Annotated in this window: 24 protein-coding genes and 1 pseudogene; 8 read left to right on the forward strand and 17 right to left on the reverse strand. The window is 72.0% G+C overall.

The window, feature by feature from the left end; translation table 11 throughout:
- Positions 1 to 49 precede the first annotated feature (49 nt).
- The 3 genes from EAO72_RS24860 to EAO72_RS24870 all read right to left on the reverse strand — a co-directional run bounded on the left by EAO72_RS24860 (position 50) and on the right by EAO72_RS24870 (position 3,096).
- A complete protein-coding gene (locus EAO72_RS24860; RefSeq protein WP_148019464.1) occupies positions 50 to 1,303 on the reverse strand; it encodes a GNAT family N-acetyltransferase in 1,254 nt (417 codons plus the stop codon).
- Positions 1,304 to 1,430: 127 nt separating this feature from the next.
- On the reverse strand, positions 1,431 to 2,423 hold the full coding sequence (locus EAO72_RS24865; RefSeq protein ID WP_148019465.1) for an asparaginase: 993 nt from the start codon (positions 2,421 to 2,423) through the stop codon (positions 1,431 to 1,433).
- A 46-nt stretch (positions 2,424 to 2,469) separates the two neighbouring features.
- The gene (locus EAO72_RS24870; protein ID WP_187285200.1) at positions 2,470 to 3,096 is read right to left on the reverse strand and encodes an RsiG family protein; all 627 of its coding nucleotides are present in this window, start codon (positions 3,094 to 3,096) and stop codon (positions 2,470 to 2,472) included.
- A 117-nt stretch (positions 3,097 to 3,213) separates the two neighbouring features.
- On the opposite strand from EAO72_RS24870, the gene dtd reads away from it, so the two are divergent.
- On the forward strand, positions 3,214 to 3,663 hold the full coding sequence (gene dtd, locus EAO72_RS24875) for a D-aminoacyl-tRNA deacylase (RefSeq protein WP_148019466.1): 450 nt from the start codon (positions 3,214 to 3,216) through the stop codon (positions 3,661 to 3,663).
- 94 nt (positions 3,664 to 3,757) lie between these two features.
- Here dtd and ygfZ read toward each other — a convergent pair whose 3' ends face one another.
- The 4 genes from ygfZ to EAO72_RS24900 form a co-directional block, all read right to left on the reverse strand.
- Complete coding sequence (gene ygfZ / locus EAO72_RS24880) at positions 3,758 to 4,723, reverse strand: CAF17-like 4Fe-4S cluster assembly/insertion protein YgfZ (protein WP_148019467.1); 966 nt, start codon at positions 4,721 to 4,723, stop codon at positions 3,758 to 3,760.
- A 36-nt stretch (positions 4,724 to 4,759) separates the two neighbouring features.
- On the reverse strand, positions 4,760 to 5,248 hold the full coding sequence (locus EAO72_RS24885) for a Fur family transcriptional regulator (protein WP_148019468.1): 489 nt from the start codon (positions 5,246 to 5,248) through the stop codon (positions 4,760 to 4,762).
- Positions 5,249 to 5,311: 63 nt separating this feature from the next.
- Positions 5,312 to 5,884 carry a heme-binding beta-barrel domain-containing protein gene (locus EAO72_RS24890; RefSeq protein ID WP_148019469.1) on the reverse strand — a complete coding sequence of 191 codons (573 nt, stop codon included), beginning with the start codon at positions 5,882 to 5,884 and terminating at the stop codon, positions 5,312 to 5,314.
- A 269-nt stretch (positions 5,885 to 6,153) separates the two neighbouring features.
- Entirely contained in the window at positions 6,154 to 6,609 is a 456-nt protein-coding gene (locus tag EAO72_RS24900; RefSeq protein ID WP_148019470.1) for a hypothetical protein, read from the reverse strand.
- A 347-nt stretch (positions 6,610 to 6,956) separates the two neighbouring features.
- Between EAO72_RS24900 and EAO72_RS24905 the strand changes: the two genes are divergently transcribed.
- Entirely contained in the window at positions 6,957 to 7,319 is a 363-nt protein-coding gene (locus EAO72_RS24905; protein ID WP_148019471.1) for a DsrE family protein, read from the forward strand.
- Between the two features lie 100 nt (positions 7,320 to 7,419).
- Here EAO72_RS24905 and EAO72_RS24910 read toward each other — a convergent pair whose 3' ends face one another.
- From EAO72_RS24910 to EAO72_RS24950, 8 genes and pseudogenes are all read right to left on the reverse strand, one after another.
- The gene (locus EAO72_RS24910) at positions 7,420 to 7,743 is read right to left on the reverse strand and encodes a DUF3099 domain-containing protein (RefSeq protein WP_148019472.1); all 324 of its coding nucleotides are present in this window, start codon (positions 7,741 to 7,743) and stop codon (positions 7,420 to 7,422) included.
- Between the two features lie 157 nt (positions 7,744 to 7,900).
- Positions 7,901 to 8,188: a DUF1416 domain-containing protein gene (locus EAO72_RS24915; RefSeq protein ID WP_018490348.1), complete on the reverse strand. Its 288-nt coding sequence runs from the start codon at positions 8,186 to 8,188 to the stop codon at positions 7,901 to 7,903.
- A 49-nt stretch (positions 8,189 to 8,237) separates the two neighbouring features.
- On the reverse strand, positions 8,238 to 9,083 hold the full coding sequence (locus EAO72_RS24920) for a sulfurtransferase (RefSeq protein WP_148019473.1): 846 nt from the start codon (positions 9,081 to 9,083) through the stop codon (positions 8,238 to 8,240).
- Positions 9,084 to 9,252: 169 nt separating this feature from the next.
- On the reverse strand, positions 9,253 to 9,360 hold the full coding sequence (locus tag EAO72_RS44120) for a putative leader peptide (protein ID WP_353961645.1): 108 nt from the start codon (positions 9,358 to 9,360) through the stop codon (positions 9,253 to 9,255).
- Positions 9,361 to 9,595: 235 nt separating this feature from the next.
- Positions 9,596 to 10,288 carry an LmeA family phospholipid-binding protein gene (locus EAO72_RS24930; protein WP_148019474.1) on the reverse strand — a complete coding sequence of 231 codons (693 nt, stop codon included), beginning with the start codon at positions 10,286 to 10,288 and terminating at the stop codon, positions 9,596 to 9,598.
- 147 nt (positions 10,289 to 10,435) lie between these two features.
- Positions 10,436 to 11,715 (reverse strand): annotated as a pseudogene (locus EAO72_RS43300) (hypothetical protein); the annotation flags it as partial.
- A gap of 343 nt (positions 11,716 to 12,058) precedes the next feature.
- A complete protein-coding gene (locus EAO72_RS24945) occupies positions 12,059 to 12,313 on the reverse strand; it encodes a MoaD/ThiS family protein (RefSeq protein WP_148019476.1) in 255 nt (84 codons plus the stop codon).
- A 53-nt stretch (positions 12,314 to 12,366) separates the two neighbouring features.
- Entirely contained in the window at positions 12,367 to 13,242 is an 876-nt protein-coding gene (locus EAO72_RS24950; protein WP_187285201.1) for an alpha/beta hydrolase family protein, read from the reverse strand.
- A gap of 301 nt (positions 13,243 to 13,543) precedes the next feature.
- Between EAO72_RS24950 and EAO72_RS24955 the strand changes: the two genes are divergently transcribed.
- Positions 13,544 to 14,347 (forward strand): response regulator transcription factor, encoded by an 804-nt coding sequence (locus EAO72_RS24955; RefSeq protein ID WP_148019477.1) that lies wholly within the window; start codon positions 13,544 to 13,546, stop codon positions 14,345 to 14,347.
- A 24-nt stretch (positions 14,348 to 14,371) separates the two neighbouring features.
- Positions 14,372 to 15,418 (forward strand): LacI family DNA-binding transcriptional regulator, encoded by a 1,047-nt coding sequence (locus EAO72_RS24960; RefSeq protein WP_148019478.1) that lies wholly within the window; start codon positions 14,372 to 14,374, stop codon positions 15,416 to 15,418.
- Between the two features lie 48 nt (positions 15,419 to 15,466).
- Here EAO72_RS24960 and EAO72_RS24965 read toward each other — a convergent pair whose 3' ends face one another.
- Complete coding sequence (locus tag EAO72_RS24965; RefSeq protein WP_261991628.1) at positions 15,467 to 16,570, reverse strand: GlxA family transcriptional regulator; 1,104 nt, start codon at positions 16,568 to 16,570, stop codon at positions 15,467 to 15,469.
- A gap of 70 nt (positions 16,571 to 16,640) precedes the next feature.
- Here EAO72_RS24965 and EAO72_RS24970 point away from each other — a divergent pair, with 70 nt between their 5' ends.
- From EAO72_RS24970 to EAO72_RS24985, 4 genes are all read left to right on the forward strand, one after another.
- A complete protein-coding gene (locus EAO72_RS24970; protein ID WP_148019479.1) occupies positions 16,641 to 17,648 on the forward strand; it encodes an NADP-dependent oxidoreductase in 1,008 nt (335 codons plus the stop codon).
- A gap of 135 nt (positions 17,649 to 17,783) precedes the next feature.
- A complete protein-coding gene (locus EAO72_RS24975; protein WP_148019480.1) occupies positions 17,784 to 18,944 on the forward strand; it encodes a S1C family serine protease in 1,161 nt (386 codons plus the stop codon).
- 96 nt (positions 18,945 to 19,040) lie between these two features.
- A complete protein-coding gene (locus tag EAO72_RS24980) occupies positions 19,041 to 19,769 on the forward strand; it encodes a response regulator transcription factor (RefSeq protein WP_148019481.1) in 729 nt (242 codons plus the stop codon).
- The gene (locus EAO72_RS24985) at positions 19,766 to 21,190 is read left to right on the forward strand and encodes a sensor histidine kinase (RefSeq protein WP_148019482.1); all 1,425 of its coding nucleotides are present in this window, start codon (positions 19,766 to 19,768) and stop codon (positions 21,188 to 21,190) included. The genes EAO72_RS24980 and EAO72_RS24985 overlap by 4 nt, the downstream gene beginning before the upstream one ends.
- Before the next feature lie 11 nt (positions 21,191 to 21,201).
- On the opposite strand, the gene EAO72_RS24990 is transcribed toward EAO72_RS24985, so the two are convergent.
- Positions 21,202 to 21,777, reverse strand: a complete 576-nt coding sequence (locus EAO72_RS24990; protein ID WP_148019483.1) for a TetR/AcrR family transcriptional regulator — start codon at positions 21,775 to 21,777, stop codon at positions 21,202 to 21,204.
- Positions 21,778 to 21,783: the final 6 nt, after the last annotated feature.

Below are 21,783 nucleotides of genomic sequence, written 5' to 3' on the forward strand. Positions count from 1 at the left end.
GCCGCCCCAGGCCAGTTCGAACGCGTGACTGTCACGGTGATGTCAGTACCTAGAACACATCCGGGCACCAGGCCCGCCGCCCCGTCCGCAGCATCCCGTCCGCCCGGGCCGCCGCTCCCGGGGTCAGCTCCTCGATACGGCCCAGGGCCGCCAGGCGCAGGGGCGACTCGTCGCCCAGGTACAGCGTGCCCAACTCGCGTACGTCCAAGGCCAGATCGGCCGAGCGCGTCGTCGGGGCGCAGGTGGCGCCGTCCGGGGTGGCGTCCAGGTGGAAGCGGCCCGCGGTGAGGCCGGCCGGGTCGTGGATGTCCAGGACCAGCGATCCGGGTACCGCGTAGGTGCGGGCCTCCAGTGCGCGGACGATGTCCAGGACGCGCACCCACAGGAAGTCCGCGTGCGTCACCACGCGGGCCGCGCGCGGGTCCGGGAGGAGGAGCGGGAGCAGGTCGTCGGGGGCGCGGTGGCCGGTGCGGATCGTGGCGATCCAGTCGACCGAGCAGAGGAAGTGCCACAGCGCCCGCTCCGCCGCCGGGGTCGCCGCGATCAGCCCGCGCACCGTCGCCCGGTTCAGCGGCTGCTTGGCGTCGCCCCAGTGGGCGTCGGCGCTGTAGGTCAGCAGCCCGTCGACGCTGCCGTCGGCCCCGCGGTACACGGCGTGGAACGGCTCGGTCCAGTGGTCGTGCGGGAAGAGCGACTGACCGGTGGCAAGGTCCCACCACCGTTCCCCACGGCTCACCACCCCGTGCTGCCGGGCCCGCAGCCGGTCGTGCAGGACCGGGCCCAGCTTCCGTACCTCCGCGCCGTCCACCAGGTCGATCCGGCCGCCGTCCTCGGGCGACGGGACCCGGAGATGCGGGTCGAGGCCCGTCCGCGGGATGTCGACCTCCCACTCGGTGGTCCAGGCGGCCGGGCCGAAGCCGTACCGTCCGTAGATCGGGTACTCGGCGGCGATCAGCGTGGCGGCCACATCGCCGCGCTCCTTCGCCGCCGCCAGGTCCGTGGCCATCAGCCGCGAGAGCAGTCCGCGACGCCGGTGCGTGGGCGACACCGTGACGTTGGTGACCGCGTCCGTCGGTACCGTGGCGCCGCCGACGACCGTCAGCTCCTGTGCGAACGACCGGAACGTCGCCACGCACCGCCCCGCGTCGAACACCCCCTGCGTGCGCGCCAGGTCGAGGTACGGCAGACGCCCCGTCACCTCCTCGTCCGACGGTGTCGGCGCGCGCAGGAAGCCGGTGTTCAGGGCGCGCAGCCAGTCAGGGAGCTCGGATGCGGAGATGGGGCGGGCGTCGAGGGTGCTCATCCGCCTCACGCTAGGCGGGCGGGACCACAGATGTCACCGGCTTTTCGGGCGGCCCCGTCAGACCCGGTCCGGATGTCGCCGGCTTTTTGCGCGGCCCTCGGAACACCGTCCCCGAAACGCGGCCCCCTCAGAACGCCGCCCGGATCTCCCCGACCTCCGCGCTGCCGCCCATCAGCGGCGCCCGGCCGATCCGCGACACCACCGGGGCGTCGACGCCGAGCAGACCCAGCGCGCGGGCCAGTACGGGGCCGAGGGCCCGGGTCGAACCGTCGTCGATCTTGAAGGCGAGCGCCCGGCCGTCCGCCAGTGCCACCGCCTGGACCGCCTCGGCGCCCATCTTGGACAGCGTCCCCGGCACCTCCCGCATCAACCAGGTGTCGGGGCGACGGGTGCCGGCCACGTACTCGGGATGGGCGCGCATCGCGTCCGCCACCCGGCGCTCCGCCGTGCCCTGCTCCGCCGTGACGAACGTACGGAACGCCCGGGCGAGGCCCACCAGCGACAGCGCCATCAGCGGGGCGCCGCAGCCGTCCGTGCCGACCGCGGCGACCGGCTCGCCCGCCGCCTCCTCGACGACCCGGTGGACCAGCTGCTGGAGCGGGTGGGCCGGGTCGAGGTACGTGGCCGGGTCCCAGCCGTTGCGCAGGCAGGCCGCGAGCATCGCCGCGTGCTTGCCCGAGCAGTTCATCGTGATCCGCTCCCGGACATGGCCCGCGGCGAGATACGTCTCCGCCTCCACCGGGTCCAGCGGGAGGTCGGGCGGGGTCTGCAGGTCCTCGGGCGCCAGTCCGTGCTCGGTGAGCATCTTCCGTACGAGATCGAGGTGGAAACCCTCACCCGAATGGCTCGCGGCGGCCAGCGCCAGCCGCTCCCCCGACAGGTCGAGACCGGCCCGGAGCACCGCGGCGGCCTGCATCGGCTTGTTGGAGGAGCGCGGGAAGACCGGGGCCGACGGATCGCCCAGGGACATCTCCATGCTGCCGTCCGCGGCCAGGACGACCAAGGAGCCCCGATGGTGGCCCTCGACGAAACCGGACCGGACGACCTCCGCCAGTACGGGCAGGTGGGGGGCCCGGCCGGATATGCCGGACGGGGACGACGGGGCTGCGCTGGAGGTCATGGTGGCCTTCCGGGACGGGCGGGGACCCGCCCCCGGAAGGGTCGCTTCAGGCGAGCAGGTCGTCTACTTGTGCTTCCCCGTCACGGTACCTGCGGGCGATCTCCGCACCGCAATCGTCGGCGGTGCGCTGGAGCCGGTAGCGGCGCCGGGAAACCTGCTGTTCGTAGCGGACCAGGCGTCCCATCGCGGTGTGCAGCTCTTCGTCCGTCCGGGCGTCGAGGTCGGAGAGTTCGACCTCGGCCAGTGTCTCCGCCGCCAGCTTCCGGTACTCGTCGCTGCGCGGCGTGCTCAGCGTGACGTGCCGTGCGGAGGAGCGGTGCAGCGACGGGGTGTCCGCGAGGATCTCCGAGAGCCGGTCCACCACCGGGGACTCCGGGTCCCGGCGCCGCGCCAGCTCGGCGCGCAGGATGTCGATGCGCCCCTGGACGAGCCGCCGCACATAGCTGAGGTCCGCCTCGTCCCGCTGCGCGTCCCGCCGTAGCCCGCGCAGCTCCGGCAGCCGCAGGGCACCCAGATCGAGCGGCGCCGATGCGGCGGGCCCGTCATCGGAGCCCTGCCCGGTCCGCTGCACGGGTGGGCGCATGGTGCTCGCACCCACAGAGGCCTTGCTGTTGACGCCGGGGCGCGCGACCGGCACTGCGCCCGGGGACTGCCCGGTTCCATGCATGCTCATGCTTGTGTCCATCCCCTCGACCGGTGCGTCGGCACACCGCCTCCCGTGCATGGTGCCACTCCGAGGGGTCCCGTGGAGATGCTCTGTACCCGTTCAGCCCAAGATAGGTTGGTCTGTATGCGTGCAGTGGTACAGAGGGTGGACGGTGCGAGCGTCACGGTGGCGGATGCCGGGGGCGAGGGCGGCGGTTCGGCGGTCGTCGGCGAAATCGTCGGCGAGGGCCTGTGTGTGCTGGTGGGAGTGACCCACGGCGACACCGCGGAGAAGGCGGCCCAGCTGGCCCGCAAGCTGTGGTCGGTCCGCATCCTGGAGGGCGAGAAGTCCTGCTCCGATGTGAATGCACCACTTCTGGTGATTTCACAGTTCACTCTCTACGGGGATGCCCGCAAGGGCCGCCGGCCCACGTGGAACGCCGCCGCTCCCGGCGAGATCGCCGAGCCGCTGGTCGACGAGGTCGTGGCGCAGCTGCGGGCCCTGGGCGCGCAGGTGGAGACGGGCCGGTTCGGAGCGGACATGCGGGTCTCGCTCACGAACCACGGCCCGTTCACGGTCATCGTCGAGGTCTGAGCCGGTCTCGCTCACAAACCACGACGGCCCGTTCACCGTCATCGTCGAGGTCTGAGCCGGACACGGTGGACGCGGCGGGTACGCCGGGCCGGGTCTACGGTTCGACGACCGTCTCCTGGGCCGCCGCCGTGTCGCCCGCCAGCAGCTCCGCGTCCACCGCCACGTTCCGCTTCACCAGGGCCAGGGCGATCGGCCCCAGCTCGTGGTGGCGGGCGGAACTGGTGATGAAGCCGAGCTGACGGCCCTCCGCGCCGTCCGCGGCCAGCCGCACCGGAGTGCCGTGCCCCGGCAGCAGCACCTCGCTGCCGTCCAGGTGCAGGAAGACCAGGCGCCGCGGCGGCTTGCCGAGGTTCTGTACCCGGGCCACCGTCTCCTGGCCCCGGTAGCAGCCCTTCTGGAGGTGGACGGCGGTGCCGATCCAGCCCAGCTCGTGCGGGATGGTGCGGTGATCCGTCTCGAACCCGAGCCGCGGGCGGTGCCCCTCGACGCGCAGCGCCTCGTAGGCCAGCACCCCGGCGGCCGGGCCATGCGCCGCCGCGTACGCCTCCAGGCCCTCGCGGGGCAGGAACAGATCGCGGCCGTACGGCGTCTCCCGCACGGTCGCACCGTCGGGAACCTCCGCGATGGAACCGGCCGGCAGGTACACGACCGCGTAGTCCTCGGTACGGTCGGCGACCTCGACCCGGTAGAAGAACTTCATCGACTCCAGATAGGCGATCAGCTCGCCCTGGGTGCCCGGCTCGACGTGCATCCACACGGTCTCGCCGTCGTCGACGAGATACAGGGCGTGCTCGATGTGCCCGTTCGCCGTGAGGATCAGGGACTCGGTGGCCTGGCCCGGAGCGAGTTCGCTGACGTGCTGGGTGATCAGGAGGTGCAGCCAGGCCAGCCGGTCGCTCCCGGTGACGGTCACGACCCCGCGGTGCGAGAGGTCGACGAGACCGGAGCCGTCGGCGAGGGCGCGCTGCTCGCGGAACAGATCGCCGTAGTGCGCGGCGACGCCTTCGTCGCGCCCCTCGGCGGGGACGGCGCCGGGCAGGGACAGCAGGGGGCTCTTCATGCGACCAGCGTACGACTCGGGGCGGGGCGACGGTTCCTAGGGCTGGGGCCCGGCAGCCGGACCGGTCATCGCTCCGGCCTCGCCGGCTGCTTCGGCCGGTCCCCCCGACTTCGCCGTGCAGTCGGCGCAGCGGCCGAAGATCGCGAAGTGCTTCATGTCCGTCTCGAAGCCGAACGTGCCGCGCAGCTTCTCGGTGAACTCCGCGACGACGTCGACATCGGCCTCGATGACGTTCGTACAGTCCCGGCAGACCAGATGGATGTGGTGGTGGCGGTCGGCCAGGTGGTACGTCGGGGCGCCGTGGCCCAGATGGGCGTGGCTGACCAGATCCAGCTCCTCCAGGAGCTCCAGGGTCCGGTACACGGTGGAGATGTTCACTCCGGACGCGGTCCGGCGCACCTCGGACAGGATGTCGTCGGGCGTCGCGTGTTCCAGCGTGTCCACGGCCTCCAGGACAAGCTGCCGCTGCGGCGTCAGCCGGTAGCCGCGCTGCCGAAGATCGGTCTTCCAGTCGGTGCTCACCACAGGCTCCAGTGTAGATCCGGGCCGGCCCGTCACCCGGCTGTCCGCCGGAAAGCGCCTCGTGGGCTACTTGAAGAACGCGATTCCGTCGTCCGGGAGGTCGCCGAGGCTCTTCGCCATCGCCGCGACCTCTTCCGGGGTGACGACCTTCTTCAGGTGCGCCGACATGTACGGCCGCAGCTCGACCTCGGGCGTGGCCTTCTCGCCCACCCACATGAGGTCGCTCTTCACATAGCCGTAGAGCCGCTTGCCACCGCTGTACGGGCCGGAGGCCGCGGTCCGGGCCACCGCGTCGGTGACCAGGTCGATCTGCGGCTTCTGGTCGGCCAGCTCGCCGTACCAGATCTCGATGACGCCCTGGTCGCGGGCCATGACGACCTCGACCTTGCGGTCCTTGTCGATGCGCCAGTAACCGGACTCGGTCTCCAGCGGCCTGACCTTGTTGCCCTCGGCGTCGAGCACCCAGGAGTGCGAGACGTACTCCAGGAAGTTCCGGCCGTCGTGGCGGAAGGAGACCTCCTGGCCGAAGTTGCACTTCTCGGCGCCGGGGAAGTCGGACACCCCCGCACCCGTCCAGTTGCCCAGCAGGAAGGCCAGCGGGACGAGGTCCGGGTGGAGGTCGGACGGGATCTCGATCATGAACGGCTCAATCGATCTGTGAGGCGGAAGCGGAAGGCGGAGGGTGGGGGACGCCGGGCCGGAAGGGCTAGCGCTGGCCCTGGTACAGCTTCTTCACGGTCAAGCCGGCGAAGGCGAGAACGCCGACACAGACCAGGACCAGCAGGGCGGAGAAGAATGCCTCAAGCACGGGGGCTCCTTGAACGAGCGGTATGGCGGCAGTACAGGGCCGGGCCCCAGCCTAATGGGTGGGGTCCCGGCCCGCCGGTTCGGGGCGTGCCGCGGAGCGGTCAGCCCAGCAGTTGGTTCTGCAGGATCACGGTCTGGTGGAACGGCACGCGTGGCGTTCCGCCGCCGCCCTTACGGGACTGGACGATGAGGGCGAGGGTGTCGCCGGCGGCCACATAGGCCTGCCGGGTTTCGGCGACACCGTAAGGCTTCGCTTCGGTGAACACGTAGGGCGAGGTGTCCGCCACCTTCCCGCCGCCCGACCACGAGATGTCGAGGTCCGTATCCGCCACCCCCACCAGCGGAAAACCTCCCGTGGCTCCGATGGCGCACGCGTCGCGGAACGCGTCGGTGAAGGCCGTCGAGTTGAAGCGGAGCAGATAGACCCGGCTCGACGTGCCGTCCGGCATGGTCCAGCCGCGCGCCGCGATGTGGCGCAGCGCCCCGTCGCGCAGCGTGGCGGCGATGTCCTCCCGGTACTCCTTCTCGTACTCGGACACGAACTGCCGGGTGCTCACCCAGCCACCCGTCCGCTTCTTGTCGACCGTTGCTCCCGCCTGGGGCCGGAAGCAGCAGCTCGCGCAGGTCGGCGTAGTGGATCTCGGCCCTGTTGTCCTCGTTGAAGGGCCGGGGCGCCGCGGCGGCGATGCGGCGGACGCCGGCGTTCAGGAGGTCTTGCTTCCGGAACTGCCTGTTCCGGCGTCTCCACCCGCACGGGAGGCTCGGCCTGCCCGTCAGGAATGGTGTCTTTCGGATTCACAATGGGTCCCCCCACGAGACCTGAGGCGCGGATTCCGTATTTGCGCACAGCCCTGACCCGCCGGGCATCAACGAGGTTGTGCGACCGGGGATTACAGTTCGGCATATGCCGAAGAAGCTCGTGATCAAGGTGACCGCAGGTGCCGACTCCGCCGAGCGCTGTTCCCAGGCGTTCACCGTCGCGGCGGTGGCCGTCGCCAGCGGCGTGGAGGTCTCGCTCTGGCTGACCGGCGAATCCGCCTGGTTCGCGCTGCCGGGACGCGCCGCCGAGTTCGAACTGCCGCACGCGGCGCCGCTGCCGGATCTGATCGAGTCGATTCAGGCGGGCGGACAGATCACCCTCTGCACCCAGTGCGCGGCCCGCCGGGACATCACCGAGCAGGACGTCCTGGAGGGCGTACGGATCGCCGGCGCGCAGGTCTTCGTCAGTGAGGTCATGGCGGACGGCGTCCAGGCGCTCGTCTACTGATCCGGACAGGCATGCGCGTACCGACCCGCACAGGCACACGCGTACCGACCCTGACAGGCTCGCGCATACCGACCGGGGCAGGCTCGCGCGCACCGGCTCCTCAGGGGCGGCGCTTCTTGCCGTCGAGCTCGTCCCACCACGCGTCCGACTCCGGGTCCCCGGTCGCCTCGCCCTTGGTCAGGCGCACGTGCGGCCGGGACGAAGGAGGCCGGGGCGGCGTGGCGGTGGGGTCGTCCCACCAGCGGTCCTCCGGGCCCTTCCGGTTGGCGACCATCGCCGCGACGGGCGGGATCACCATCGCGACCACGCACATCGCGATGGCGGCGGGCATCGACCAGAGCCTCACGAAGGCCCAGGCGGAGACGAAGAGGACGAGACAGATCCCCATCATCACGAAGTAGGCGCGCCGGCGTCGGCGGTACATGCATCCAGCGTAGGCCCGATCGGCCCGCCCGGCCGTTCCTGGACCTCGCCGGGTTCCGCCCGGACGGCACGAAGGGCCGTACCCCGTTTTCAGGAAGCGTCCAACCCCCTGGGGTACGGCCCTTCGGCCGGTCATCGGCAGAGCCGTGACAGTGCTGCTAGACGGCGATGGCCACCTCGGAGAGGCCGCCCGTCTGGGCCACGACCGTGCGGTCGGCGCTGCCGCCGGGGACGAGGGCGCGCAGCGTCCAGGTGCCCTCGGCCGCGTAGAAGCGGAACTGTCCGGTCGCCGAGGTCGGGACCTCGGCGGTGAACTCGCCGGTCGAGTCCAGCAGGCGGACGTAGCCGGTGACGGGCTCGCCGTCGCGGGTCACACTGCCCTGGATGGTGGTCTCACCGGGCTTGATGGTCGAAGCGTCGGGGCCGCCGGCCTTTGCTCCACACATGGCGTTCTGTCCTTCTGGTCGGGGGTCGTGCTGGTCCAGGTCGTACGGGTTACTTGTTGGCGCCGAGCTCGATCGGCACGCCCACGAGGGAGCCGTACTCGGTCCACGAACCGTCGTAGTTCTTGACGTTCTCCTGGCCGAGCAGCTGGTGCAGCACGAACCACGTGAGCGCGGAGCGCTCACCGATGCGGCAGTAGGCGATGGTGTCCTTCGACAGGTCGACCTGCTCGGCCTCGTAGAGGGCCTTGAGCTCGTCGTCCGACTTGAAGGTGCCGTCGTCGTTGGCGTTCTTCGACCACGGGATGTTGCGGGCGCTCGGCACGTGGCCGGGGCGCTGCGACTGCTCCTGCGGGAGGTGGGCCGGGGCGAGCAGCTTGCCGCTGAACTCGTCGGGCGAGCGCACGTCGACCAGGTTCTGGCTGCCGATGGCCTTCACGACGTCGTCGCGGTAGGCACGGATCGACTCGTCCTGCGGCTGGGCCTTGTACTGCGTGGCCGGGCGGGACGGGATCTGGTCGCCGTCGACCAGGTCGCGGGAGTCGAGCTCCCACTTCTTGCGGCCGCCGTCGAGCAGGCGGACGTCCTGGTGGCCGTAGAGCTTGAAGTACCAGAAGGCGTAGGACGCGAACCAGTTGTTGTTGCCGCCGTAGAGGACGACCGTGGTGTCGTTGCCGATGCCCTTGTTCGACAGCAGCTCCTCGAAGCCGGCCTGGTCGATGAAGTCACGGCGGACCGGGTCCTGGAGGTCCTTGGTCCAGTCGATCCGGATCGCGTTCTTGATGTGGTTCTTCTCGTACGCGGAGGTGTCCTCGTCGACCTCGACGATGGCGACCTTCGGGTCGTCGATGTGGGCCTCGACCCAGTCGGCGTCTACCAGGACGTCACTGCGGCTCATTCTGTTCTCCTCCGGGGCAGTCTGCGGCGGGATGATGCGAGTGGTGCGCGATGGTGCGTGGTGATCCGGATGTGCGCTGCGCGGGTTCGGCGCGTGCGCGGGTGCCACGCGGGATGGCCCCGACGAGCGGTCGAAGGGCCGGGAATGCGGGAAATCCGACGGATCCCGCTCAGACAGTGCGACAGAGCATGGCGGCGACGCGGCACAGGTCCACTGCCCGCCGCTTCGTGAGATCCGCCTGTCCCCGCTGCGGGAGACCGCTAATAGAGCACTGCATGGGACCGATCGTAGGGACGTACGGGCGGACATGTCACCGTTGTGTCGCATACTGAGACACGATCGTCCGGAATGTGAGATGCGATCGAGGCCGCAGGTCCCTGGAGACGACCGTCCGGCCCGCGCGGCGCGTCGGGCATCTGCGGAACGGACTCCGTCGTCTCAGTATGTGGCGTCGCGGTCCGTCCCGAGGCATGGCTCCGCCCAGGAACCCCTCTACCCGGCGAGGGCCGGGGTTATCCGGCGAGACGTACGTCGGCGCCCGTCACGGAGATCTCCAGCCCGGCGGCGGTCGGCTGGATCTTCTCCAGCTGCAGGCCGTTCGGCAGTTTGCCCACCTCGCGCTCGAAGTCGGTCTTCTCGCGTACGAGCTGTTCGAGACCGCGGATCCCCTCGCCCGGCACCTTGTCCGCGTGCACCCGCACGGTGTGGCCGTCGACCAGCGTGACGGTGGACAGGACGCTGCGCGTGACCGCGCCGAGGACGGGGATGCCGGTGACCGTGCCGGTCACCTTCACCTTGCCGTTGCCGCCGTACTCGACGACGACGCCGTCGGCGGCCTTCGTCAGGTCCTCGTACGAGATGACGGCCGTCCCGCTGGCCCGGGCGGCCGTGGCGCCGGAGAAGCCGTCGGTCAGCCGCACCTGGTGCAGTTCGGCTTCCATCCTGCTGATCCGAAGCACACGGCCGCCGGCGGTCGCCTCGATCCCGGTGACCTTCACGTCGACCTCGTCGAGTTCCGATCCGGCGACCTGGGTGAGGAACGGAAAACCCTTGATGGACACGTCCGTCGATCCGGTCCGAGCCCCGGAGACCACCACCCGGTCCGCCGCCTCGGACTCCGCGAAGTACACCGCCGCACGGTCCACCGCGATGAACACCCCGGCCAGAACCACCACGACGATCAGCAGTATTCGCAGTGCACGCATGCCTGTCCTCCCCCGCGCCACATCCATCGGATCCCTGGCGCCGTGAGCCTACTGCGGCCGCACGTCACGCCCCGGGTGATCGACGTGCGAAAGCCCTCCGACGGTTCCCCGTGGAGGGCTTCGGCAGGCCGGGTGACGCGGTACGGGCTACGCGATCATGCGCCCGATCAGATAGACGGCCGGGGCGGCCGCGGTCAGCGGCAGGGCCACACCCGCGGTCATGTGCACGAAGCGTGACGGGTAGTCATAGCTCGCCACCCGCAGCCCGATCAGCGCACAGCCGCCGGCCGCGAGGCCGAGCAGCGCGCCCTTGACGCCCAGGTCGGTGACGGCGCCGCCCACCGCGCCGGCACCCGCCGCGACGACGAGCGCCGCCACGACCGAGGCCGGTCCGGGCAGCGGCAGCGCCCGGACGAGCACCGCCGCGGCGACGGCCACACCGCCGGCCGTGACGGCGTCCGGGACGGCCGCGAGGTGGCCGGCGGCGAGGACCGCGAGCGCGGCCGAGGCGACCGTGGCCATCAGCCCCTCCATCCGCTCGTCGGCACCGGCCCGGCTGCGCAGCTGGATCACGACGGTGAGCAGCACCCAGACACCGAGGGTGCCCAGGATGGCGGCGGGCCCGTTCTCCCGGCCGGCCGCGAGCAGCGCCACATCGGCGACGAGGCCGCCCGCGAAGGCGAGCGCGATGCCCTGCCGGGCCGGCCACATGCCGTTGAGCCGGAACCAGCCCGCCGCGGTCACCGCCTGGAGCAGCACCAGCGGGACGACGAGGGCGTACGGCCCGACGGCCGCGCCGAGCGCGAGGAGCAGCCCGAGCCCGGCGGTGATCGCGGCCGGCTGCATCCCGGGCGCGATGATCGGCGACCGGCCCTCGGCGCGGGCCCGCTGGGCGTCGGTGATGCGGCTGTTGCCCAGGGTGGTCGGCGCGCTGTAGCCGTCCTCGCCCGGCGCGGGGGCCACGGTCGCCTCGGCCGCGCTCGCGGTCCTCGCCGCCGGCCACCTCGCGGCCGTCCCGGACGCCGTCACGGCCGGCGGTGTGGCCGTCGCCGCGGCGGTGCTCGTCCGGGGGCCGGGGCGGGCGCGGCAGGCGGTGCGGGCGCTGCCTGGGCCTCGGGAGGCAGCGGGTACGAGCCGGACCCGCCGTGCAGCGGTGCCAGGTACGCGGTCTCCTCGGCGGCCTGCACGGGAGGCGCGGGCTGCTCAGCAGCGGCGGGCCGCACGGGAGGCGCGGGCTGCTCAGGAGCGGCGGGCCGCACGGGGCCTGCGGGCTCGGCGGGCCGGATCGTCGGCTGGTACTGCGTGTCCCAGGTCTGGCCCTCCCAGGTCTGGGTGACCCCCTGGTCCCCGGCCGGCCAGCCGGCCCCGGGCTGCTGCGCCTGCGGGGCGGGCGTTCCCTGCTGCGGGTACGGGGCGGCCTGCTGGGGCGGGTGTGCGTCGTACCCGCCCGCCGTCCCGTACGGCGCCGCACCGCCCGTGTAGGGCCCCTGCTGCCCGTACGAGGGGTCGGCATATCCCTGGGCCGGGTCGGCGTATCCCGGGGCCGGGTCGGCATATCCCGGGGCCGGGGCGGCTTGTCCCTGGCCGGGGTAGGCCTGCCCTGAGTACGCCTGAGCGTCGTACGGGGCGTCGCCGTACACGGGGTCCCCGTACGACTGCTGATGCTGCTGCGGCTCCTGCCCGTACGGATACTGCGGCTGCGGCTGCGGATATGGCGGCTGCTGCTGCGGATACGGCTGCTGCTGATCGCTGCTGCTCATGTTCTGCGGTTCACCCTCCTGCGAACGGCGGGAGCACCTCGACCGTGCCGCCCTCGGCAAGGCGTACGGTCTCATGGCTCCGGGTCCCGACGGGGTCACCGTCGATGAGGAAGGAACACCTTCGCAGTACGCGGCTCAGCTCGCCGGGGTGCCGCTCCCGTACCGCGTCGAGCGCCTCTTTGAGCGTCGCAGCGGTGTACGACTCCTCCGCGGTTCCGGCCGCGGCCTTGGCGGCTGCCCAGTAGCGGATGGTTCCCGCAGGCATGGCGGCACTCCTCTCGTCTCGCGTCAGCTCACGCGTCGGCTGTCCATCATGGTTCACCGCGTCATCGCCCAGTCGGCGATGCGGGTGAGCAAGGTCTCGTCCGCCGCGTTCTCCGCGTGGCCCATGCCGGGCTCCAGCCACAGGTCGGCGGCGCCGCCCGCCGCGCCGGCGAGCATCCGCGGGTGGTCGAGCGGGAAGTACGGGTCCCGGTCGCCGTGCACGATCAGGAGCGGGGCCGGGGCGATCCGGCCGGCGGCCTCGACCGGGGAGAGCGGGACCGGGTCCCAGTCGTCGCGGTCGATCCGGGTACGGAATCCGTACCGCCCGACGAGCCGGCCGGCGGGGCGGGTGACCATCCAGTGCAGGCGGCGCATCGGAGCCGTGCCCCGGTAGTACCAGCGCGCGGGAGCGCTCACCGACACCACCGCGTCCGCGTGCGCCTCCCCGTGCGCTTCCGTGCGCCCCTCGGACTCCCCCACCGCTCCGGGGGCCGTATACAGCGCCCCGTGCCGGAGCACCACGGAACCGCCCATCGAGAACCCGGCCGTAACGATGCGCGTGTGTCCGAGCGACCGCGCCCAGGCCACGGCGGCCGCCAGATCCAGCACCTCGCGGTCGCCCACCGTGGACCGTCCGCCGGAGCGTCCGTGCCCCCGGAAGGAGAACGTGACCACCGCCGCACGCTGCGAGAACACCCGCACGGCACGCCGCACGGCCGGGCGGTCGGCCGAACCGGTGAATCCGTGCGCGACGACGATCGCCGTACCGCCGCCGCCGGCCCCGGCGCCGGCCGCGTCATCTCCCGTACACGGGTCGTACACCGCCTCGATGAGGACCCCGTCATCGGCCCGCAACGTGGTCCGCAGCGGACCGCGCGTGATCAAGGGAACAGAGGAACTCCGAAACAGCCCCTCGGACACAGAAGTCATGTGGGCTATTCTGCTGGGAAGAGGATCCGGGCAAAGCAGCCCCCGGGTCCTTTTGTGGTTTCCGCGCGTTGTTACGACGACGTTTCGACAAGCTCAGCGGTCCTGGGCGCGGGCCGCACGAGTAAAGGCCGTATGACGAAACGTCGTACGACCGCAACGGAAAAAGCGTACGAAGCAGTGCCGCATACTCCCCCGGGTCCGACCCGGGAGTGCCCCTCTCGCAGGGAACGAGGAGGACCGACGTAATGGGCGAGCCAACCGTGCACGATCATCGACCGACGACCCAGGCAGGTGGGCGGCGATGAGTTCACTGCTGCTCCTGACGAATGCCCTCCAACCGTCGACGGAGGTGCTTCCCGCCCTCGGCCTCCTGCTGCACAGCGTGCGGGTGGCTCCCGCCGAAGGCCCCGCTCTCGTCGACACCCCCGGTGCCGACGTCATCCTCGTCGACGGACGGCGCGACCTGCCGCAGGTCCGCTCGCTCTGTCAGCTGCTGCGGTCCACCGGACCCGGCTGTCCGCTGATCCTCGTCGTCACCGAGGGCGGCCTCGCGGCCGTCACCGCGGACTGGGGCATCGACGACGTGCTGCTGGACACGGCGGGCCCCGCCGAGGTCGAGGCGCGGCTGCGGCTGGCCACCGGCCGGCAGCAGATCACCTCGGACGACTCCCCGATGGAGATCCGCAACGGTGATCTCTCGGTGGACGAGGCCACGTACAGCGCGAAGCTCAAGGGCCGGGTCCTGGACCTGACCTTCAAGGAATTCGAACTGCTCAAGTACCTGGCGCAGCACCCGGGCCGGGTCTTCACCCGCGCCCAGCTGCTCCAGGAGGTCTGGGGCTACGACTACTTCGGCGGTACGCGGACGGTCGACGTCCACGTACGGCGGCTGCGCGCCAAGCTCGGCCCCGAGCACGAGTCGCTCATCGGCACCGTCCGCAACGTGGGCTACCGCTTCGTCGCGCCGGAGAAGGTCGAGCGTGCCGCCGCCGAGGAGGCCAAGTCGGCGGCCGCGAAGGCGACCACCGAAACCCTCACCCGTTCGGAGCAGCCGGAGGGAGCCGAGGTCACGGAAGAAGCCCCGGTCCGGCCTGCCGGGAAGTAGTTCCATCCGCGTAGACTGCCGCGCGTGGCCAAGGTGACGCGGGACGATGTGGCGAGACTGGCGGGGACGTCGACCGCAGTGGTCAGTTACGTCATCAACAACGGACCCCGGCCGGTCGCCCCGGCCACGCGCGAGCGGGTGCTCGCCGCGATCAAGGAGCTGGGCTACCGGCCCGACCGGGTCGCCCAGGCGATGGCCTCGCGGCGGACCGATCTCATAGGGATGATCGTGCCGGACGCGAGGCAGCCGTTCTTCGCGGAGATGGCGCACGCGGTCGAACAGGCCGCCGCCGAGCGCGGGAAAATGGTGCTCGTCGGCAACTCGGACTACCGCGACGAGCGCGAGGTCCACTATCTGCGCGCCTTCCTCGGCATGCGGGTCTCCGGCCTGATCCTGGTCAGCCAGGGCCCCAGCGAGCGCGCGGCGGCGGAGATAGAGGCGTGGGACGCCCGGGTCGTGCTGCTGCACGAGCGGCCCGAGGCGATCGACGACGTCGCGGTCGTCACGGACGACGTCGGCGGCGCCCAGCTCGCCACCCGCCACCTGCTGGAACACGGCAACGCGTACGTCGCGTGCCTCGGCGGCATGGAGTCGACCCCGGCGGTCGGCGACCCGGTCGCCGACCACGTCGAGGGCTGGCGCCGCGCCATGCACGAGTCGGGCCGCTCGACCGAGGGCCGGCTGTTCCAGGCCCCGTACAACCGTTACGACGCCTACCAGGTGGCCCTGGGGCTCCTCGCGGGCCCCGACCGGCCGCCGGCGATCTTCTGCACGACGGACGACCAGGCCATCGGGGTGCTGCGGGCCGCGCGCGAGCTGCGGATCGACGTGCCCGGTGAGCTCGCGGTGGCGGGCTTCGACGACGTGAAGGAAGCCGGTCTGACGGACCCGCCGCTCACGACGGTGTTCTCCGACCGCCCGGCGATGGCACGGGCCGCGGTCGACCTGGTGCTGGACGACTCGCTGCGGGTGTCGGGGTCGCGGCGGGAGCGGCTGAAGCAGTTCCCCTCGGCACTGGTGGTCCGGCGTTCCTGCGGCTGCGGTGAACCACCGGCTGCGCAGCGCGGCTGAGAACCTGTCGTAAGGCACCGGGAGGACCGGGGGCGCCTCGCGGTCGCTTCAGCCCCGGGTCCTGATGTTCCTGTCGTCACCCGCGGCCGGGCCCGCGGCACGGAAGGTGCGCCGGTACGCCGACGGGGCGACCCCCGCCTCCGCGGCGAGGTGGCGCCGCAGCGAGGTGGCGGTGGCGAAGCCGACCTCGTGGGCGACCCGTTCCACCGGCAGGTCGGTGGACTCCAGCAGGTGCCGTGCCCTCCGCAGTCGTTGCTGGGTCAGCCAGCGGCCGGGGCTCAGACCCGTCTCCTCCTGGAAGCGCCGGGCGAAGGTGCGGGTGCTCATCGCCGCTTGCGCGGCCAGTTCGCCCAGCGACAGGGGCAGTTCAAGCCGCTGGAGCGCCCAGTCGCGGGTCGGCCCGGTGCCGGTGCCGCTCGCCGGCGGCAGGGGCCGTTCGATGTACTGCGCCTGCCCGCCGTCCCGGTACGGCGGCACGACGCAGCAGCGGGCGACATGGTTGGCCACCTCACTGCCGTGGTCCTGGCGCACCAGATGCAGGCAGACGTCGACACCGCTCGCCGCCCCCGCGGAGGTCAGCACGTCACCGTGGTCGACGAAGAGCACCCCGGCGTCGACCTCGACCCGGGGGAAGAGCTCCTGGAAGTAGTCGGTGAGCGCCCAGTGGGTGGTGGCCCGGCGCCCGTCGAGGAGACCGGCGGCGGCCAGCAGGAAGGCACCGGTGCAGATGGACACCAGACGAGTACCGGGGCGGACGCGGGCGAGGGCAGCGAGAGCCTGCGGATCCGGGGCCGTACCCGAGGCCGGCGAGATCGCGTACGGCGGGATGACCACGGTGTCCGCCTCGTCCAGCACCTCGGGACCGTGGCCAGGGGTGAGCGTCAGGTCCGAGTCGGTTCGCACGGACTGCCCGTCCACGCTCGCGGACACCACCTCGTAGCGTCCGTCGGCGGAACCCAGGACCCGGTGCGGGATACCGAGTTCGAACGGGTAGACGCCGTCGAGGGCAAGAACGACAACCTTGTGGGCGCCGGACCGCGGAACCGGCCGCAGCCGACAGTCCGGTGCAGCCGCACGGTCGGCGCGGTCGGTGTCGTCCGCGCGGTCGGTGGGGGCGGCGCGGTCGGTGCGGGCGGCAAGGTCGCGAGGCATGGCAGGAATGTATCGCAGGCTGACCTTCTTGCCATCGTCCGGGCCGCACCGTGCGGGCCAGGATCGACACATGACTTCGACGGACACTCCTCACAACCTCGTCCCCCAGGACTCCGCGGACCCGGCTGCCCCCAAGGGTGCACCGGTGATGCTCGCCCTGCATCAGACGGCCCTCGGCGGCCCCGAGGTCCTGCGGCTGACCGAGCTCCCGCGGCCCGCGCCCGGTCCCGGGGAGATCCTCGTCGCCGTGCACGCGGCCGGCCTCAACCCCACGGACGTCAAGCACCGCGCCATGAGTCTCTTCCTGCCGCCCCCGCCACTGACCCTCGGCTGGGACGTCTCCGGCACCGTGGTGGAGACCGGCTTCGGCGTCACCCTCTTCCGGCCCGGTGACGAGGTGTTCGGCATGCTGCCCTACCCGCACGGAGCCGGCTCCCACGCCGAGTACGTGACCGGCCCCACCCGCGCCTTCGCCACCAAGCCCGCCGGCATCGACCACGTCCACGCGGCCGCTCTGCCGCTGGCAGCGCTCACCGCCTGGCAGGCCCTCGTCGAGACAGCGGACCTCCGGGCCGGGCAGCGGGTGCTGATCCACGCCGCGGCCGGCGGTGTCGGCCATCTCGCCGTACAGATCGCCAAGGAGCGCGGTGCTCACGTGACCGGGACGGCGAGTGCGCCCAAGCACGACTTCCTGCGCGAGCTCGGTGCGGATGCCTGCATCGACTACCGCTCCGAGGACTTCACCGACGCGGAGGAGCCCTACGACGTGGTCCTGGACACCCTCGGCGGGGAGACCGCCACCCGTTCCGTGGGCGTACTCCGCCCCGGCGGCGTCCTCGTCTCCCTGCTGCCGGGCAGCAAGGACACCCGGGCCGCAGCGGAGAAGGCACAGGTCCGCGCTGTCGCTCTGCTCGTCGAGCACGACCATGCCGGAATGCGCGCCGTCGCCGAACTCGTCAGCCGGGACAGGCTCCGCGCCCACGTCTCCGGCACCTTCCCTCTCGCCGAAGGAGCCCGGGCCCACGCCCTGGGGGAGACGGGCCGCACCACGGGCAAGTTGGTCATCACCGTGCGCTGAGGCGCGGCAGGCCCTCTGCCGAAGATCCTTGCAGGGCCTCGGCGCACGGGCCTTTATATCGGGCATACGAGGTTCTGCCGGGCTTCTCAGCAGGCACTCAGGGTCCTCTCATGTTCGCTGGACACTCTCGTAGACATGACAGAGACCCAGCGCCCGAGCGGCGAGTACCCGATGTACCCCTCGTACGGCAACGGAGACGCGGCCTACCCGCCGCCGCCGTCATACCAGCCCGTCCAGCCGGTCGCCATGGGCCCCGGAACCACCGTGTGGCCCGCCCCCGGCACGGCCGACCCGTACGCCGGTGGCGCGGGCCACGGCGGTGACGGCTCCCACGGGCTGCCGCAGCCGGCGCCCGAACCGTCCGCCCCCCGCCACGGGGTCCGCCGGCCCGTCGCGCTCCTCGCGGCGGTGGCCATCGCGGCCGCCATCGTCGGCGGCGGCACCGCCACCGTGATCGGGCAGCTCACGGACAACGGCACCAGCGGTACGGCCGGCAGCGTCATTCCAGGCACCACCGTCTCGCAGAGCAGCAAGGGCACCGTCTCCGGCGTGGCCGCGGCCCTCGCGCCGACGATCGTCGAGATCGGCGCGACGTCGACCTCGGGCGAGTCCACCGGTTCCGGCGTGGTCATCACGTCGGACGGCGAGATCGTCACCAACAACCACGTCGTCGCCGGCGCCTCGTCCGTCAAGGTCACGCTGAGCACCGGCAAGACGTACACCGCCGACATCGTCGGCACCGACGCCGACAAGGACCTCGCGCTGATCAAGCTTCAGGGCGCGAGCGGCCTGAAGACGGCCACCCTCGGCGACTCCTCCCGGGTCGCCGTCGGCGACCAGGTCGTCGCGATCGGCTCGCCCGAGGGCCTCACCGGCACGGTCACCAGCGGCATCGTGTCCGCACTCGACCGCGATGTCACGGTCGCAAAGAACGACGACAGTACCGGCAGTACCGGCGGCTCCGACAGCGGCCAGGGACAGGGTCAGGGCGGTCAGGGCGGCGGGCAGCAGTGGCCGTTCGAGTTCGGCGGACAGCAGTTCAACGGCGACACCGGCGACTCCACCACTACGTACAAGGCCATCCAGACCGACGCCTCGCTGAACCCGGGCAACTCCGGTGGCGCCCTGATCAACATGAACGGCGAGATCATCGGCATCAACTCGGCGATGTACTCGGCCAGTTCGTCGAGCGGTTCGGGAGGCTCCAGTGCGGGCAGCGTCGGCCTCGGCTTCGCCATCCCGGTGAACACCCTCAAGGCCGACCTCGACACGCTGCGGGCCGGCGACGGCTCCTGAGCCGCGCCGCGCGACGCCGCGCCACGGCCGTGCGAGGCTGAGAAAACCAGCGGTGCGCCCCGGCCCCGTACAGAACGAGAAGAGGACGAAGCAGCGATGAGCCCCGCCGAAGACGATCCGCAGCGCATCCTGATCGTCGACGACGAGCCCGCCGTGCGCGAGGCCCTGCAGCGCAGCCTCGCGTTCGAGGGATACGGCACCGAGGTCGCCGTCGACGGTCTCGACGCCCTCACGAAGGCGGAGTCGTACGACCCCGACCTCATCGTCCTCGACATCCAGATGCCGCGGATGGACGGGCTGACCGCCGCCCGCCGCATCCGTGCCACGGGCACCACCACGCCCATCCTGATGCTCACCGCCCGTGACACCGTCGGCGACCGTGTCACCGGGCTCGACGCGGGCGCGGACGACTACCTGGTCAAGCCCTTCGAGCTGGACGAGCTCTTCGCCCGCATCCGGGCCCTGCTGCGCCGCAGTTCGTACGCGGCCGCGGCGGGCCCCGTCCCCGACGACAACGTCCTGGCCTTCGCCGACCTGCGCATGGACCTGGCGACCCGCGAGGTCATGCGCGGCACCCGCCACGTCGAACTGACCCGGACCGAGTTCACGCTCCTGGAAATGTTCCTGGCGCACCCGCGCCAGGTGCTGACCCGCGAGCAGATCCTCAAGGCGGTCTGGGGCTTCGACTTCGAACCGAGCTCCAACTCCCTGGACGTGTACGTGATGTACCTGCGCCGCAAGACGGAGGCGGGCGGCGAACCCCGCCTCGTCCACACGGTCCGCGGCGTGGGGTACGCGCTGCGGTCGGGCGGGGGCGAGGGATGACGGGCCCGCTCCGGCGGATCCGCGCCCTGCCGCTGCGCTCCCGGCTGGCGCTGCTGGTCGCGACCGCGGTGGCGGTGGCGGTGGCGGCGGTGGCGGTGGCGTGCTGGTTCGTGACGAAGGCGCAGCTGGAGCATCAGCAGGACACGTCGCTGCGCAACACCACGGTCGACGGGCGCTACCTGACCTCGCTGTACTCGTACTGCCTGGGGACCGGACAGCAACTGCCCCGTACCGACTCCGGACTCACCGTGCAGCTCATCGACGCCCAGGGAACGGTCTGCACCGACCCGGAGTCGGCGGCGCTTCCGGTGACCGCGTCCGACCTCGCCGTGGTCACCAGTGAGCAGGCGACGGCCCTGCACTCGTCGACCGACGCGGACGGCGTGAAGATGCGCGTATTCACGAAGCCGGGCGAGGTGAAGGGCGTCGGCCAGCCCTCCCTGAAGATCGGCATCTCCTTCGCCCGCCCCCTGAGCGAGATCGACAAGCCCCTCACCACCCTCGCCTGGGTCCTCCTCCTCGTCTCCGGAATCGGCGTCGTCGGCGCCGGCGCCGCCGGGCTCTGGGTGGCTCGTTCCGGCCTGCGCCCCGTCGACGAGCTCACCGAGGCGGTCGAGCACGTCGCGCGTACCGAGGACCTGACGGTCCGCATCCCGGTGGAGGGCGAGGACGAGATCGCGCGGCTCTCCCGCTCGTTCAACTCGATGACCGCGTCGCTGGCCACCTCCCGCGACCGTCAGGCGCAGCTCATCGCGGACGCCGGCCACGAGCTGCGCACCCCGCTGACCTCGCTGCGTACCAACGTCGAACTCCTGGCCCGGAGCGACGAGACCGGCCGGGCCATCCCGCCGGACGACCGCAGGGCGCTGATGACGTCCGTGAAGGCGCAGATGACGGAGCTGGCCTCACTCATCGGCGACCTCCAGGAGCTCGCCCGCCCGGACGCCACGGACCCCGGTCCGCTCCAGGTGGTCGCGCTCCACGACATCGCCCGCACCGCCCTGGACCGCGCCCGCCTGCGTGGCCCGGAGCTGACGATCACGGCGGAGCTGGCCCCCTGGTACGTACGGGCCGAACCGGCCGCGCTCGAGCGGGCGGTCGTCAACGTCCTGGACAACGCGGTGAAGTTCAGCCCGCACGGCGGCACGATCGACGTCGTCCTGCACCGGGGCGAGCTGACGGTCCGCGACCACGGCCCCGGTATCCCGGCCGACGAGCTCCCGCACGTCTTCGAACGCTTCTGGCGCTCCCCGTCCGCCCGCCAGCTGCCCGGCTCGGGCCTCGGCCTGTCGATCGTGGCGCGTACGGTCCAGCAGGCCGGCGGCGAGATCGACCTGCGCCCGGCTCCGGGCGGCGGCACGGAAGCCGTGATCCGCCTCCCGGGGGCACCCCAGCCACCGCCTGAGGCGCCGCGGGGGTAGGGCCGGCGGCCCTACGCCCCGTCCAGCCGCCCCGCCAGCGCCCGCAGTCCCGCCGCGATCTCGGCGGCGTCCGGTGCCTGGTCCGGGTCGGTCAGCCACTGGATCATCACGCCGCTCATCAGCGCGAGCTGCACCGAACCGAGCCCCCGCACATCCGCCGCGGCGACCTCCGCCTCCGGCACTCCGGCCAGCTGCGCCGCGACCCCCCGGCGGCCCTCGCGCTGACCGGCGGCCAGGAGGGCCAGCAGGTCCGGGGAGCTCTGGGCGTGGACGAAGGCCTCCACGGAAGCGATCCAGAGCCAGCGGTCGGTGCGGTACGAGGCGATCTCGCGCGTCCACAGGGCCGCGTACCGCTCGGCGGCCGTGCCGTCTCCGGCCCCGGGCCCCTCAGCCGTGCGCCGCCCCCACTCGTCGATGGCCGCGAACAGCGCCTGGTTGAGCAGGGCCTCGCGGGAGCCGAAGTGGTAGCCGATCGCCGCCATCGAGACCCGGGAGGCGGTGGCGAGGTCGCGCACGGTGGTGCGGAGATAGCCCTTCTCCTCCAGGCAGCGCCTCGCTCCGGCCAGCAGATCCTCGCGGTTTCCCATGCCCGG

The sequence above is a fragment of the Streptomyces sp. OR43 genome (assembly GCF_008042275.1).
In the GTDB taxonomy this organism is placed as follows: Bacteria; Actinomycetota; Actinomycetes; order Streptomycetales; family Streptomycetaceae; genus Streptomyces.